The sequence below is a fragment of the Sphingosinithalassobacter sp. LHW66-3 genome (assembly GCF_050703275.1).
Lineage (GTDB): Bacteria > Pseudomonadota > Alphaproteobacteria > Sphingomonadales > Sphingomonadaceae > Sphingomonas.
Window position 1 is genome coordinate 2,147,286 of sequence record NZ_CP193482.1, and the last position, 14,318, is coordinate 2,161,603.

Annotated in this window: 16 protein-coding genes; 10 read left to right on the plus strand and 6 right to left on the minus strand. The window is 69.3% G+C overall.

All coding sequences use genetic code 11. The features are described from left to right. The first annotated feature begins 4 nt into the window (after positions 1-4). Together ribH and ACQ450_RS10540 are read left to right on the plus strand one after the other, a co-directional pair. Entirely contained in the window at positions 5-424 is a 420-nt protein-coding gene (ribH, locus tag ACQ450_RS10535) for a 6,7-dimethyl-8-ribityllumazine synthase (RefSeq protein ID WP_188053417.1), read from the plus strand. Then, positions 421-993 carry a GNAT family N-acetyltransferase gene (locus ACQ450_RS10540; RefSeq protein ID WP_431469237.1) on the plus strand — a complete coding sequence of 191 codons (573 nt, stop codon included), beginning with the start codon at positions 421-423 and terminating at the stop codon, positions 991-993. Before ribH ends, ACQ450_RS10540 begins: the two co-directional genes overlap by 4 nt. Here ACQ450_RS10540 and ACQ450_RS10545 read toward each other — a convergent pair. Continuing rightward, complete coding sequence (locus ACQ450_RS10545) at positions 963-2,036, minus strand: alkene reductase (RefSeq protein WP_431469238.1); 1,074 nt, start codon at positions 2,034-2,036, stop codon at positions 963-965. The two genes, ACQ450_RS10540 and ACQ450_RS10545, sit on opposite strands and share 31 nt — an antisense overlap. Positions 2,037-2,092: 56 nt before the next feature. On the opposite strand from ACQ450_RS10545, the gene ACQ450_RS10550 reads away from it, so the two are divergent. The 6 genes from ACQ450_RS10550 to ACQ450_RS10575 all read left to right on the plus strand — a co-directional run bounded on the left by ACQ450_RS10550 (position 2,093) and on the right by ACQ450_RS10575 (position 7,345). Continuing rightward, positions 2,093-3,040: a DMT family transporter gene (locus tag ACQ450_RS10550; protein WP_431469239.1), complete on the plus strand. Its 948-nt coding sequence runs from the start codon at positions 2,093-2,095 to the stop codon at positions 3,038-3,040. Positions 3,041-3,053: 13 nt separating this feature from the next. Beyond that, positions 3,054-3,719: a COQ9 family protein gene (locus tag ACQ450_RS10555; protein ID WP_431469240.1), complete on the plus strand. Its 666-nt coding sequence runs from the start codon at positions 3,054-3,056 to the stop codon at positions 3,717-3,719. 79 nt (positions 3,720-3,798) lie between these two features. Next, positions 3,799-4,071 (plus strand): FeoA family protein, encoded by a 273-nt coding sequence (locus tag ACQ450_RS10560; RefSeq protein ID WP_431469241.1) that lies wholly within the window; start codon positions 3,799-3,801, stop codon positions 4,069-4,071. Between the two features lie 4 nt (positions 4,072-4,075). Next, a complete protein-coding gene (gene feoB, locus ACQ450_RS10565) occupies positions 4,076-5,929 on the plus strand; it encodes a ferrous iron transporter B (protein WP_431469242.1) in 1,854 nt (617 codons plus the stop codon). A 15-nt stretch (positions 5,930-5,944) separates the two neighbouring features. Then, a complete protein-coding gene (ssb, locus tag ACQ450_RS10570; RefSeq protein WP_431469243.1) occupies positions 5,945-6,469 on the plus strand; it encodes a single-stranded DNA-binding protein in 525 nt (174 codons plus the stop codon). A 72-nt stretch (positions 6,470-6,541) separates the two neighbouring features. Beyond that, a complete protein-coding gene (locus ACQ450_RS10575; protein ID WP_431469244.1) occupies positions 6,542-7,345 on the plus strand; it encodes a DUF1206 domain-containing protein in 804 nt (267 codons plus the stop codon). A gap of 20 nt (positions 7,346-7,365) precedes the next feature. Here ACQ450_RS10575 and ACQ450_RS10580 read toward each other — a convergent pair whose 3' ends face one another. From ACQ450_RS10580 to ACQ450_RS10595, 4 genes are read right to left on the minus strand one after another with little or no spacing between them, the layout of a single operon-like run. Next, complete coding sequence (locus ACQ450_RS10580) at positions 7,366-8,226, minus strand: pirin family protein (RefSeq protein ID WP_431469245.1); 861 nt, start codon at positions 8,224-8,226, stop codon at positions 7,366-7,368. Next, a complete protein-coding gene (gene metW, locus ACQ450_RS10585; protein WP_431469246.1) occupies positions 8,223-8,828 on the minus strand; it encodes a methionine biosynthesis protein MetW in 606 nt (201 codons plus the stop codon). The genes ACQ450_RS10580 and metW overlap by 4 nt, the downstream gene beginning before the upstream one ends. Beyond that, positions 8,828-9,949 carry a homoserine O-acetyltransferase MetX gene (metX, locus tag ACQ450_RS10590; protein ID WP_431471210.1) on the minus strand — a complete coding sequence of 374 codons (1,122 nt, stop codon included), beginning with the start codon at positions 9,947-9,949 and terminating at the stop codon, positions 8,828-8,830. Before metX ends, metW begins: the two co-directional genes overlap by 1 nt. Before the next feature lie 32 nt (positions 9,950-9,981). Further along, a complete protein-coding gene (locus ACQ450_RS10595) occupies positions 9,982-11,538 on the minus strand; it encodes a flavin monoamine oxidase family protein (protein ID WP_431469247.1) in 1,557 nt (518 codons plus the stop codon). Between the two features lie 83 nt (positions 11,539-11,621). Between ACQ450_RS10595 and hisC the strand changes: the two genes are divergently transcribed. Continuing rightward, entirely contained in the window at positions 11,622-12,716 is a 1,095-nt protein-coding gene (gene hisC / locus ACQ450_RS10600) for a histidinol-phosphate transaminase (protein WP_431469248.1), read from the plus strand. Further along, complete coding sequence (locus ACQ450_RS10605) at positions 12,716-13,624, plus strand: prephenate/arogenate dehydrogenase family protein (RefSeq protein WP_188053443.1); 909 nt, start codon at positions 12,716-12,718, stop codon at positions 13,622-13,624. The genes hisC and ACQ450_RS10605 overlap by 1 nt, the downstream gene beginning before the upstream one ends. Before the next feature lie 3 nt (positions 13,625-13,627). Here the strand turns inward: ACQ450_RS10605 and ACQ450_RS10610 are convergent, their stop codons facing one another. Then, entirely contained in the window at positions 13,628-14,314 is a 687-nt protein-coding gene (locus ACQ450_RS10610; protein WP_188053445.1) for a lysophospholipid acyltransferase family protein, read from the minus strand. Positions 14,315-14,318: the final 4 nt, after the last annotated feature.

Sequence of the window (14,318 nt, forward strand, 5' to 3'; positions counted from 1 at the left end):
TCCGATGGCCAATTTCCTGATCGTCGAGGCACGCTTCTACGACCATCTGAACGATCTGCTGCTCGAAGGCGCGCGCGCCGCGATCGAGGCGGCGGGGCATACGCACGAGACGGTGACCGTCCCCGGCGCGCTCGAGATTCCCGGCGCGGTGGCGATGGCGGCGGAGACCGGCCGCTACGACGGCTTCGTCGCGCTGGGCGTGGTGATTCGCGGCGAAACCTATCATTTCGAGATCGTCTCGAACGAAAGCGCACGCGGGCTGATGGCGCTGACGATGGACGGGATCCCGATCGGCAACGGCATTCTGACGGTCGAGAACGAGGCCCAGGCGCTCACCCGCGCCCGGCCGGACGAAAAGGACAAGGGCGGCGAGGCGGCGAAGGCGGCGCTCGCGATGTTCGCGTTCAAGAATCGCTTCGCATGACCGCGCCGACGTTGGTCACGCCGCGGCTGATCCTGCGGCCGTTGACCGGCGCGGACTTCGACGACTGGGTGGCCTTCCACGGGGATGCCGAGACGATGTGCTATTTAGGTGGGCCGCAGCCACGTAGCGTGGCGTGGCGAAACCTGTGCGCGATGGCGGGCGCCTGGACGATCCGCGGCTTCGGCATGTTCGCGGTCGAGGAGCGGGCGAGCGGCCGCTGGGTCGGGCGCGTCGGGCCGTGGCAGCCCGAAGGCTGGCCGGGGACCGAAGTCGGCTGGGGCGTCGCGCCGGCGTTCTCGGGCAGAGGCTATGCCTTCGAGGCAGCGGTGGCGGCGATCGACTTTGCCTTCGACGTGCTGGGTTGGGACGATGTGATCCACACCATCCATCCGGATAATGCGCGCTCGATCCGCCTTGCCGAGCGGCTTGGATCGACGCGGCGGCAGCTGGTCGCCCTGCCGCCGCCGCTCGATCACATGACTGTCATCGCCTGGGGCCAGCGCGCCGCCGATTGGCACGCGCGCCGGCCCGGCATCGTTCAGGCGCCGGCGGTTTCCAGCGCCGGATAGTCGGTATAGCCCTCCGGGCCGGACGTGTAGAAGGTCTTCGGATCGGGCGTGTTGAGCTCGGCACCGGTGCGCAGCCGCTCGGGCAGGTCCGGATTGGCGATAAACTTGCGGCCGAACGCGATGGCGTCGGCAAGGCCCGAATCGAGATCGGCCTGCGCGGTTTCGAGCGTGTAGTCCTGGTTGAGCACCAGTGGACCGGCGAAGACCTTGCGGATCTTCGGCGAAAGCTTGGGGACGCTGGTGCTGCCGAACGTGCCGTCGGGAGCCTGCTCGCGCAGCTCGAGAAAGGCGATGCCCAGTTCCGCCAGCGCGGCGGCGGCGGGCACGAACACAGACTCGGGATCGCTGTCGTCGCAGCCTTGCGTCTCGCCGTTGGGCGAGAGGCGCACGGCGACGCGCCCGGCACCGGCCTCGGCGATCAGCCGCTCGGTCGCTTCGCGGAGCAGGCGGATTCGGTTTTCGGGCGAGCCGCCATAGTCGTCGTCCCGGAAATTGGTGCCGTCGCGCAGAAACTGGTCGATCAGATAGCCGTTCGCGGCGTGGAGCTGGACCCCGTCGAACCCGGCTTCGATCGCATTGCGAGTCGCCGCGCCATAATCGTCGAGCACGCGGGCGATATCGTCCCGCGTCGCGGCGCGCGGCTCGACATAGGGATTGGGTTCGTTGTGATAGGGCGCGGTGCGGGCCGAGCTCGACAGCGGCTGCATTCCGATAACATCGGGTCGCGAGAGCCGGCCCATGTGCCAGAGCTGAGTCACGATCCGCCCGCCGGCGCGGTGCACCGCCTCGGTCACCGGCTTCCACGCCTCGACCTGCTCGCGCGTCCACAGCCCCGGCGCGTTCGGCCAGCCGAGCCCTTCGCGGCTGATGCCGGTGGCTTCGGAGATGAGCAGGCCGGCGCCGGCGCGCTGACTGTAATAGTCGGCCATGATCGGCGTCGGCACATGATCGTCGGTGGCGCGGCCGCGCGTGAGCGGCGCCATGAGAATGCGATTGGGAGCGGAAATCGCGCCGAACGCGATCGGATCGAACAGACTGGGCAAGAAACTTCCTCCTGAACCAATGGGACGCAGCTGCATTTGGGGCGCTACACCACGCCATGCACGAGTCGCCGCCCGCAAGAAAATCTTCCCCCATGCAAAGCGGCGGCGCGCCGGCGGCTGCGCTGGTGGCGATCCTGCTCGCCAATGTGGCGCTTGCATTCGGGCCGCTGTTCGTGCGGCTGGCCGATGTCGGGCCGGTCGCCGCGGGCTTCTGGCGGTTGACGCTGGCTGGGCCGGTGTTGCTCGGCGCGGCCTGGGCGATGGGAAGCGCGCCGATCCGCTCGTCGCGCGGATTATGGGGCGTGCTTGCGATCGCAGGCGTCGCCTTCGCCGCCGATCTGGCGAGCTGGCACATCGGAATTCACCGCACGACGCTGGCGAATGCGACGCTGTTCGGCAATTCGGCGACCTTAATCTATCCGATTTACGGCTTTCTCGCCGCGCGCATGTGGCCAACGCGGCCGCAAGCGGCGGCGCTGTTGCTGGCGGCGATCGGCGCCGGGCTGCTGCTCGGCCGCTCGGCGGAGCTGTCGCCGCGCAACGTGGCGGGGGATCTGCTCTGCCTGCTCGCGGGCGTGCTCTACGCCATCTATTTCATCTTCATGGCGCGGGCGCGCACGCGGCTGGCGCCGGTGCCTGCGCTGGCGGTCTCCACCTTTGCCTCGATGGGCCCGCTGCTGCTGCTTTCGCTCGCGCTCGGCGAGCAATTCTGGCCGCGCGACTGGGGTCCGGTGATCGGACTGGCGCTTGGCAGCCAGCTTATCGGGCAGGGATTGATGATCTTCGCGCTCGGGCATCTGTCGCCGCTGGTGGTCGGAGTGGCGCTGCTGCTCCAGCCCATCATCGCCGGCGCGATCGGCTGGAGCCTCTATGGCGAGCAACCCGCGGCGACCGACTGGATCGGTGCGGCGCTGGTGGCGGCGGCGCTGGTGCTGGTGCGGCAGCGGCCGCAGCGCGGCGTTCCGCTTGCACCGACCGGCGCAGGGCTTAAGTCGGAGGGCTGAAGGAGATCCGGTCATGGCCCATCCCGAGCTGAACGATGCAACGCTCGACGAAATTCGCGAGGCGCTGGCGCCCGAGGTTGCGCTGAACGCCGCTTTCGACGGCTGGAGCGCGCAGGCGGTGGCGCAGGCCGCGGACACGCTGGGGCTCGATCGCGACGTCGCGGCGCTCGCCTATCCCGGCGGGGCCATCGAGATGATCGACGCCTGGTTCGCGCATATCGATTCGGCGATGTCCGCGCGCTTCACCGACGCGCAACTGGCGGCGATGAAGATCCGCGAGCGGATCACGGCGCTGGTCGAGGCGCGGCTCGATCTTCTGGCGGGTAACCGCGAGGCGCTGCGGCGTGCGCTGGCGATCCTGGCGATGCCGCAGAACGCGGCGCGCGCGGCGCGGCTCGGCTGGCGTTCGGCGGACCGGATGTGGCGGCTCGCGGGCGACACCGCGACCGATTACAACCATTATACCAAGCGCGCGATTCTGGGCGGCGTCTATGCCGCGACGATCGCCGTGTTCGTCAACGACGAAAGCGAGGACTGGTCGGAGACGCGCGGCTTCCTCGGCCGACGTATCGACGGCGTGATGCAGTTCGAAAAAGCCAAGGCGCGGCTGCTCGGTCGCGGCCAGCACCGGCCGAGCCTCTCGCGCTTCATTGGGCGGCTCCGCTATCCGGCGGTGTGACCGCTGCGACGCGCGCGAGCCCGCGACTCCGCACAAAGCGCTTTGCAGGGCAGCGCGTTATTGATAATCAGTCGCAGCAATGGCCACTGCTCCCGCTCTCGACACCGTCCGCAGCCTGATCGACTTGCCGCGCCACTGCCCTGCCGCAGTGAATCGCGTCGATTGGCACGCGCTTTCCGAACCCGAAGCCCGACGGCTCCGCGAGTTCGGGCTCGACGAAGGAATCGAAATCGCCTTGCTCCACCGTTCGGGCGTGTGGGGCGGCCCGGTCGGGGTGCGGATCGGGCGCATGACAGTGGCACTGCGGCGGCACGTGGCCGCGGCGATCCATGTTTCCACGGACGGCGGCTGAGTCCATGAATCCTGCACCGCTGGTGGCCCTCGTCGGCAATCCCAATGCCGGCAAAAGCGCCCTGTTCAATGCACTGACCGGCGCCCGCCAGAAGGTGGGCAATTATCCCGGCGTCACGGTGGAGCGCCACGCAGGCCGCATGGCGCTTGCCGACGGTCGCCCGGTCGAGCTGGTCGACTTGCCCGGCACCTACAGCCTCGAGCCGTCGAGCCCCGACGAGCGCGTGACGCGCGACGTGGTGTTCGGGCGACAGGCGGGCGAGCGGCGGCCGGATGCGATCGTGGTGGTGGTGGACGCCGCCAACCTCGACAACCACCTGCGCTTCACGCTTCAGCTCATCGAACTGGGTCTGCCGGTGATCGTCGCGCTGAACATGGTCGATCTCGCCGAGCGCGACGGGTTGACGCTCGATGCGGCGGTGCTCGAACGCGAGCTGGGGGTGCCGGTGGTGCCGACCGTGGCGGTGCGCCGCCGCGGGCTCGAGCCGTTGCGCGAACGGCTGGGCGAGTTGCTGCGCGCGCCGAATGCCAGGACACCTGCGCCCGATGCGGCGCCGCGCGACATCTCGCTGTTGCAGCGCCGCGCGCGGCAGATCGCCAAGGCCGCGACGGTTTCCGAAACCGCCGGCCGGCGCTGGTCCGCGCGCATCGATTCGGTCGTGCTGAATCCGGTGGCGGGGCCGCTGATCCTGCTCGCGCTGATGTTCGTGATGTTCCAGGCGGTGTTCGCCTGGTCCGAAGCCCCGATCGGCTGGATCGAATCGCTGGTCGCCTGGGTCGGCGAAACCGTGGCGGCGATACTGCCCGAGGGGCTGATCCGATCCGCGCTGGTCGACGGCGTGATCGAAGGCGTCGGCGCGGTCGTCGTCTTCCTGCCGCAGATCCTGATCCTGTTCCTCTTCATTCTGGTGCTGGAGGCGTCGGGCTATATGGTCCGCGCGGCGTTTCTGATGGACCGGCTGATGGCGGGCGTCGGCCTGTCGGGCCGGGCGTTCATTCCGCTGCTGTCGTCCTTCGCCTGCGCGGTGCCGGGCATCATGGCGACTCGCACGATCAGCGACGAACGCGAGCGGCTGGCGACGATCCTCATCGCGCCGCTGATGACCTGCTCGGCACGGCTGCCGGTCTATACGATCATCATCGCCGCCTTCATTCCCGACACGGCGGTGGCTCCGGGTGTCGGGCTGCAGGGGCTGGTGCTGTTCGCGCTCTATCTCTTCGGCATCGTCGGCGCGATGATCGCGGCGCTGCTGCTGCGGCGAACGGTGACCAAGGGCGCGTCCTCGGGCTTCATGATGGAAATGCCGAAATACCAGTGGCCGCGCCCGCGCGATCTGGTGCTGGGCCTGTGGCAGCGCGCCGAGATCTTTCTGAAGCGCGCCGGCGGGATCATCCTGATCACCACGATCGTGCTGTGGGCGCTGCTCAGCTTCCCGCAGGCGCCCGAGGGGCGGAGCCAGGTCGAGTATTCGATCGCCGGGAGGATCGGCGGGGCGATCGAGACGGTGGTGGCGCCGATCGGCTTCAATCGGGACATTTCGCTCGCGCTGCTGCCGGCGATGGCGGCGCGCGAAGTGGCGGTCTCGGCGATCGCCACCGTCTATGCGATCGACGATCCCGAAGGCACGGCGGGTCAGGCGGACATCCGCGAGAATCTGCAGACGCGCTGGAGCCTGCCGACGGCACTGGCATTCCTCATGTGGTTCGTGTTCGCCCCGCAGTGCATCTCGACGATCGCGATCACTCGGCGCGAGACGAACGGCTGGCGCTGGCCGCTGTTCATGATCGGCTATCTCTTTGCCCTAGCCTATGTCGCGGCGGGCGTTACATACTGGTCGGCCAGAGCGATCGGTTTGTAACGGGAGAAGAAGCGCATGTCGGGTTCGGTGAACAAGGTGATCCTGGTCGGCAATCTGGGCCGCGATCCGGAGAGCCGGACGTTCCAGAACGGCGGCAAGGTGGTCAATCTGCGCATCGCGACCAGCGAGAACTGGAAGGATCGCAACACCGGCGAGCGGCGCGAGAAGACCGAATGGCATTCGGTCGCGATCTTCAACGAAGGGCTCGCCAACGTCGCCGAACGCTATCTGCGCAAGGGCAGCAAGGTCTATATCGAGGGCCAGCTCCAGACCCGGAAGTGGCAGGACCAGTCGGGCAACGACCGTTATTCGACCGAAGTGGTGCTGCAGGGCTTCAACTCGGTGCTGACGATGCTCGATTCGCCCGGCGGCGGCCAGGGCGGCGGTGGCGGCGCGCGCGGCGGTGGCGACTGGGGCGGCGGCGGTGACGATTTCGCCGGCCAGTCCTCGAGCCGCGGCGGCGGCTTCGGCGGTGGCGGCGGGTCGCGCGGCGGCGGCGGCGACTTCCCCGACGACCTGGACGACGACGTCCCCTTCTGAGGCGCTCCCGAGAGGGAAGGGGAACCTTCCTCCCGCTTCGTGCACTGGCGTTCCAACAGGAGGAGAACCCCCATGGAACGCGTCGCCCGACTAGAGACTTTCGCGCGGATCGGCTATCTCGCCCGCGCGATCGTCTATTTCCTGATCGGCTATATCACGCTCGCCACCGGCCAGAGCGAAGGTACGGCAAGCATTCTCGAGGATATCCAGGATCTCCCCGCCGGCACCGTGCTGCTGGCGTTCACTGCGCTGGGGCTGTTCGGCTATGGCGTCTTCCGGCTCTATGGCGCGGCGATCGATATCCAGGGTGAAGGTGACGACGCCAAGGGGATCGGCAAGCGGATCGGACATGCCGCCAGCGGCATCGCGCATCTGATCCTCGCCTTTCTGGCGGCCAAGATCGCCTTCTCCGACGGAGGCGGCGGCTCGGGCAGCGGCAGCACCAGTTCGGAAGCCGCGCAGACCGTGCTTGCGCTGCCGGGCGGCACTGCGGTGCTCGTGCTCGTCGGCATCGGCTTCCTGCTGGGCGGCGTCAATCAGGGGGTGAAGGCAGCGACGGGCAAGTTCATGCGCCTGCTCGATGCCGATGCGCCAGGCTGGACCGAATGGATCGGCCGCATCGGCTATGCCGCGCGGGCCGCGGTGTTCGTGGCGCTCGGCTGGCAGATCCTGCAATCGGCGTTCGGCGGCGATACCGGCGATCTGAGCTTCGAGGCGGCGCTCCAGTCGATGCGCGAGATCGGCTGGCTCTACACCGCCGTCGCGGTGGGACTGCTGGTCTTCGGAATCTTCAGCCTGGTGATGGCGCGCTATCGCCGAATCCGGAACGAGAATGTGATCGAACGCGTGAAGAACAAGGCTGTGCCGCTGCTCTAGAAGCGGCATGCCGGGCGGCATCAGGCCTCGACGATCGGGGCCGCGCCGAACCTGCCCGCCTGATAGTCGATCACCGCCTGGCGGATCTCCTCGGCACTGTTCATCACGAAGGGGCCGTGCGCGACCACCGGCTCGCCGATCGGATCGGCATGGCCGAACAGCAGCACGGCGCCGTCGGCCGAGCCGATCGTCACCCGATCACCTTCGGCGAGCTCGGCGAGGGTGAAATGGGGCACCGAAGCGTCGCCGATCTGCGCGGCGCCGCGGGCGACATAGAGGAAAACGTCGCGCCCGGAGAGCCCATCGAGGACAAGCTCGGCGCCGGGCGCAAGCTCGATCCAGCTCAGGAACACGCGGGTCAACGAGTCGACCGGGCCGCGCGCGCCGTGCCACTCGCCCGAAACGAGGTGGAGCGTCGCGCCGCCTGCGGCGACGGCGGGGATCGCGTCCGCCTGCGCGCCGACATAGCGCGGATCGGTCATCTTCAGCCGCGCGGGCAGGTTCACCCAAAGCTGGAGGATCTCCATCGGGCCGCCGTCGCGGCGGAATTCCTCGGGCGAAACCTCGGCATGCACGATGCCGCTCCCCGCGGTCATCCACTGGATGCCGCCGGCGCGGATCACGCTGGCATGCCCGGCGGAATCGGTGTGGGCGAGCGCGCCTTCGAGGATGAAGGTCACGGTCTCGAACCCGCGATGCGGATGCGGGCCGAAAGGAAGGCCCGAATTGCCCGGCGGGTAGGTCTGGGGTCCATGGTGGTTGAGGAACAGAAAGGCGCCGATGCGGTCGATCGCCGGGCCAGGGACCGGCCGGCGCGTCACCAGATCGCCGATGTCGTCGCGCAGCGCCGGGTGCAGTCGGCGAATGGTCCGATCGGTCATGCTGTCCTCTCCTCACGCCGCAGCTGGAAAACGGCGTGCTCGGCGAACAGATTCGCCATCGCCGCGCCGCGCTGCCGGCCTCCTGCAAGGAACCAGCAGCCGTCGACTGCGATCCCCCGCCCGCGCACCAGATCGCGGAAATCCTCGATCGTGAGGTGGTGGATGTTCGGCGTGTCGAACCAGGCGCTCGGCAGCTCGCGCGTCACCGGCATCCGCCCGCGCGCCAGCAGCGACACGCGCATCCGCCAGTGCGCGAAATTGGGGAAGGAGACGAAGGCCTGCCGCCCGATGCGCAGCAGATGCTCGAGCACCAGGTCCGGGCGCCGCGTGGTCTGGAGTGTCTGGCTGAGGATCGCGACGTCGAATGCGCCGTCGGGATAGTCGGCGAGGTCGATGTCGGCGTCGCCCTGCACGACCGAGAGCCCGCGCGTCATCGCCGCGGCGACGTTGCCGGCGTCGATCTCGAGCCCGCGTGCGTCGCAGCCGTGCCGGTCGCGCAGCGCGGCCATCAGCGCGCCGTCGCCGCAGCCGATGTCGAGCACCCGGCTGCCCGGCGCGACATTGGCGGCGATGATCGCGAGATCGGGTCGCAGCTCGGTCATCAGCGCTCTCCCGCGCGGAGAAATCCGCCGATCATGCGCGACAATTCCGGGTTCTCGAGCAGGAAGGCGTCATGGCCGAAGGGCGAGGAGAGTTCGACGAAGCTGGTCGGCGCCGCGGCGGCGTTGAGCGCATGGACGATCGCGCGCGAATCGGCGGTGGGATAGAGCCAGTCGGTGTCGAAGCTGACGACGCAGAAACGCGCCTTCGACGCGCGGAAGGCGTTGGCGAGCAGCCCGCCATGCTCTTCGGCGAGGTCGAAATAGTCCATCGCCCGGGTGATGTAGAGATAGCTGTTGGCGTCGAATCGGTCGACGAAGCTGATCCCCTGATGCCGCAGATAGCTTTCGACCTGGAAATCGGCGTCGAAGCCGAAGGTCTTGGCCTCGCGCGCCTGGAGCTTGCGCCCGAACTTGGCAGTGAGCCCGGCTTCGGAAAGATAGGTGATGTGCGCTGCCATGCGCGCGACAGCGAGGCCGGCGGTCGGCGGGTCACCGGCCGCATAATAGTCGCCGCCGTTCCAGCGCGGATCGGCCATCACCGCTTGCCGTCCGACTTCGTGAAAGGCGATGTTCTGGGCCGAATGGCGCGCGGTCGATGCGATTACGACCGCTGCCGTGACGCGATCGGGGAAGGTCGCCGCCCAGCTGAGCGCCTGCATCCCGCCCATCGATCCGCCGACCACCGCATGCAGCCGCGCGACGCCGAGATGGTCGAGCAGCAAAGCCTGGGCGCGCACCATGTCGCGGATGGTGATCACCGGAAAACCCATGCCCCAGGGCCTGCCGGTCGCCGGGTTTGTGCTCGCCGGACCGGTCGAGCCCATGCAGCTTCCCAGCACATTGGCACAGATGACGAAGAACCGGTCGGTATCGATCGGCTTGCCCGGTCCGACCATGCGGCTCCACCAGCCCGGCTTGCCGGTGCGCGGATGTTCGGACGCGACATGCTGGTCGCCGGTCAGCGCATGGCAGACGAGGACGGCATTGCCGCCATCGGGCGCCAGCGCGCCATAGGTTTCATAGGCGATATCGACCGGCGACAGCAGCACGCCGCCGTCGAGCCGCAGCGGCCCCGGCAGCGTCACCTTGCGGCCAAGGCCGAAACGCGCATCCCCACTCATCGGAGTGCAGGTGCGGCGCGCGCGGGTCCGCGTCAAGCGGCGGCGCGAATCGCGGCGCTGCCGATCAGGGTTTCGGCCGCCAGACGCCCGGTCTGCGCGCCGCCGTTCATATAGCCGGGCCAGGCATCCGACAGATGCTCGCCGGCGAAGGTGATCGGGCCGACGATGGCCTGCTGCCGTTCGGCAGGATCGTGCGACTCCACCCAGAAGAGCGGCGCAAATCGGGTGAGCTGGCCCGGCCGATAGTTGCTGTAGGCGCCAAGCGTGAGCGGATCGCGGCACCAGCGGGTGGCGCGGACTTCGCTGGTCAGGTGCTGCGCGAAGCCGGGGATGGCGAGCACACTCCGCGCGGCGAACGCTGCGGCGCGGGCGTCCGCCGGGCCGGCGCAATCGACCTGATCGCCACCCAGATACCAGGTCCATACCGGCGCCGCGGCGCCGGGAACCGAGCCGTCCCAGCCGAGCGCATAGCCGGCCTCCGGGTCGGCGTCCCACAGCTCGCCGCCCGCTCCCAGCGCGGCGCGCGCCGGCCGGCCGCGAGTAGCCGCCTGCACCTTCTCGTTTCGGCCGAGTTCGACCGTCTCGATAAAGTGGCGCCACAGCGGCGGGAGCGGCACGCCGAAATGGATCTGGCGCAGGATCGGGGCGGGCACGGCGACGATCACGCGATCGGCATGCGCCGTGCTGCCGTCGAGGAAGGAAAGGCGCAGGCCGCCGCGAATCGAGTCGATCCGCAGCAGGCGGCGTCCGGTGGTGATATGCGCCGCGTGGCGCGCGGCGATGGCGTCGGTCAGTGCGCCGCTGCCGCCGTCGAGGACGAACTGCTCGTCGCTGCCGCCCAGCACCTCGACTCGGCGGCCGTCGACGGTGGGGAGGTTGAAGATCAGCTCGAGCGCCGACGCGTCCTGCGGTTCGGCGCCATATTCGGTACGAGCGGTCGCTTCGAGCAGGCGCCGGACCCAGGACTGGGGCAGCTTGTCGGCATGCCGATCGAGATAGTCGGCCACCGAAAGCCGGTCGAGGGCAGGCGCGACGCGGGCATAGTCGGCATCGAGCCGGTCGGCGTCGGCGCCGATCCGGGCAGCGATCGGGCGCAACGCCTCGGCGAGCGCGTCCGGCGGCACGAGCGCGCCGTTCGCCACGAGCAGCGATCGGTGCGGCGCTTCCTTGCGGTCGAGCAGCGCGATTCCGAATTCGGCGGCGAGCATGTGGATGTCGCGGTGATCGCTGTTCACCAGCTGTCCGCCCTGTTCGAACGGCGTGCCGCCGTCGGCGGGGCGCCAGGTGAACATGCGGCCGCCGATCCGCCCGCGCGCTTCGTAGAGATGCGCGTCGACGCCCGCCGCGCGCAGCCGGTGAAGTGCGGTGAGCCCGGCGATGCCGCCGCCGATGACCGCGACGCGACCGCCGGTGAAAGCGTGCGCGGGGCGCGGCATCGCCGCCACGGCCGCGGCGGCGGCGAGGCCTTTCAGCAAGGCGCGGCGCGGCAGGGGCTGGCCGCCGGGCTGCGGCAGCGTCTCGCCCGCCGCGGCGCAGTTCGCGCGTCGCGCCGTTTCCAGCGCGCGCCACAGCGTGCCGCCTGCTCGCATCCCCGTCCCCCTCCGCTTCCCCCGGGGACACTTCCTACCCCCGCGACCTTGCCATCCGGTAAGCGTTCCGCCAATCCGCCCGCATGAGCGCACCCCGACCCAAACCCTGGATCCTCGACATCGCCCCCTATGTTCCCGGGCGGTCGACCACCGACAGCGGCGCAAAGGCCGCCAAGCTCTCGTCGAACGAGAACCCGCTCGGCACGCCCGAGGCCGCTCGCGACGCCTTTGCGGCGGCGTGCGGCAATCTGGAGCGCTATCCCGACGCGGGGGCGACGGCGCTGCGCGAGGCGCTGGCGGCGAAGCACGGCCTTGATCCCGCGCGGATCATCTACGGCACCGGATCGGACGAAGTGCTGCACCTGGCCGCAGGCGCGTTCGCCGGACCGGGCGACGAAGTGATCTTCGTCCGCTACGGCTTCGCGGTGTACGAGATCGCGGCGCGGCGCGTTGGCGCAAGCCCGGTGGTGGCGCCCGATCGCGACTATGCAACCGATGTCGACGCGATCCTCGCCTGCGTCACCGATCGCACGCGTGTCGTCTATGTCGCCAATCCGAACAATCCGACCGGAACGCACAGTTCGCGCGCGGAGATCGCCCGGCTGCACGCGGGGCTGCCGTCCAGCGTGCTGCTGGTGCTCGACCATGCCTATGCCGAATATCTGACGCCGGAGGACGACGACCGCGGGCTGGAGCTCGCGAAGACGGCGCCGAACGTGCTGGTGACGCGCACCTTCTCGAAGATCTACGGCCTTGCCGCCGAACGGATCGGCTGGGGCTATGCCGCGGCGCCGGTGATCGACGCGATGCATCGCATTCGCGCGCCCTTCAACGTCACCATCGCCGGCCAGCGTGCGGCGATCGCCGCGCTGGGCGCCGACGAATTCGTCGACGAGAGCCGCCGTCACAATGCGCAGTGGCGCGCCTGGCTGGACGAGCAGGTGGCGGCGCTCGGCAATGCAGGGCTGCGCGCGGTGCCGTCGCAGGCAAATTTCCTGCTGGTGCTGTTCGAAGGCGCGGTGAGCGCCGAGACCGCATACAAGGCGCTGATGGAGCGCGGCTACATCGTGCGCTGGCTGCCCGGGCAGGGGCTGCCGCACGGCCTGCGCATCACCATCGGCACGGAGGAGGAGGTCCGCGGGCTCGCCGCCGCGCTGCGCGAGATCGTGGGCGGCTGATGCTGCCCTTCGCCCGCGTCACCGTGATCGGGCTGGGGCTGATCGGCTCGTCGGTCGCCCGTGCCGTGCGCGCGCAGATGCCTGGCGTACGGCTGACCGGCTATGACGCCGATGCGGAAGTGCGCGATACCGCGCAGCGGCTCGGCCTGTGCGACGATATCGCCGACAGCGCCGGGGCGGCAGTGACCGACGCCGATTTCGTGATCCTCTGCGTGCCCGTCGGCGCGATGGGAGCGGCCGCCGCCGAGTTCGCGGACGATCTGCCGCCCGATGCGATCGTCAGCGACGTGGGATCGTGCAAGGCCAGCGTCGCCGAAGCGCTGGCGGCGGCGCTGCCGGGCGCGACGATCATTCCCGCGCATCCGGTCGCGGGCACCGAGCAGAGCGGCCCCGAAGCGGGCTTCGCGAGTCTCTTCCAGCATCGCTGGTGCATCGTCACGCCGCCCGAGGGCGCCGATCCGCTGGCGGTGGAGCGCGTGGCGGAATTCTGGCGGCGGCTGGGTGCCGAGGTCGAGCGGATGGAGCCGGCGCATCATGATCTGGTGCTGGCGATCACCAGCCATCTGCCGCACCTGATCGCCTATACGATCGTCGGCACCGCATCGGATCTCGAGCAGGTCACGCGCTCGGAGGTCATCAAATATTCGGCCGGCGGCTTTCGCGACTTCACCCGGATCGCGGCATCGGATCCGACGATGTGGCGCGACGTGTTCCTCGCCAATCGCGAGGCGGTGCTCGAGATGCTCCAGCGCTTCTCCGAAGACCTTTCGGCGCTCCAGCGGGCGATCCGATGGGGCAAGGGCGACGAGCTGTTCGAACTGTTCAGCCGCACGCGCGCGGTGCGCAGGAGCATCCTCGAGCAAGGGCAGGACGATGCGCGGCCGGACTTCGGCCGGTCGCACGACTGACGCTCAGCGGCGCTCGGCCTCGTCGAGCGCGTTGATCCCCGCCTGAACCAGCGCCTCGGCCTCGTCGCGCGGCAGGCCGGGTGGAAACGGCTCGCCGAAGCGGATGCGGATCACGCCGCGGCGCATCCGTCCGCCACGGGACCAGACATGGCCCGATTGCACCGCCACCGGCACCACCGGCAGCTGGAGCGCACGATAGAGCCCGGCAAAGCCCGATTTGATCGGCGGCGTTTCGCCGGGCGCGACGCGGGTGCCCTCGGGAAAGATCAGCACCGATCGGCCGGCCTCGCGCGCCTTTTGCCCCTCGCGCATGATCATCCGCAGCGCCTTGGCGGAGGCGGATCGGTCGACCGGGATCACCCCATAGACTTTCGACGCCCAGCCCCAGACGGGGATCTTCAGCAGCTCGCGCTTCATCACGATCGCCGGGCCGTCGATCCGCCGGGCGAGCTCGAGCGTCTCGAAATAGCTCTCGTGCTTGGCCGCGAAGAGAGTCGCGCCCCGGGGCGGCGCACCTTCGATCACCACGCGCGCACCCGCGATCCCGCGCACGCACCAGTTGAGGAACGTCGCCCAGCCGTGGGTATAGGCGATCAGCGCGCGCTGCCCGAACAGCGCCGCAAGCGGCGCGCAGAGCACGATCGGGACCGAAAGGCCGTAGAAGACGAGCTGGAAGAGAAAGGTGCGCAATCGG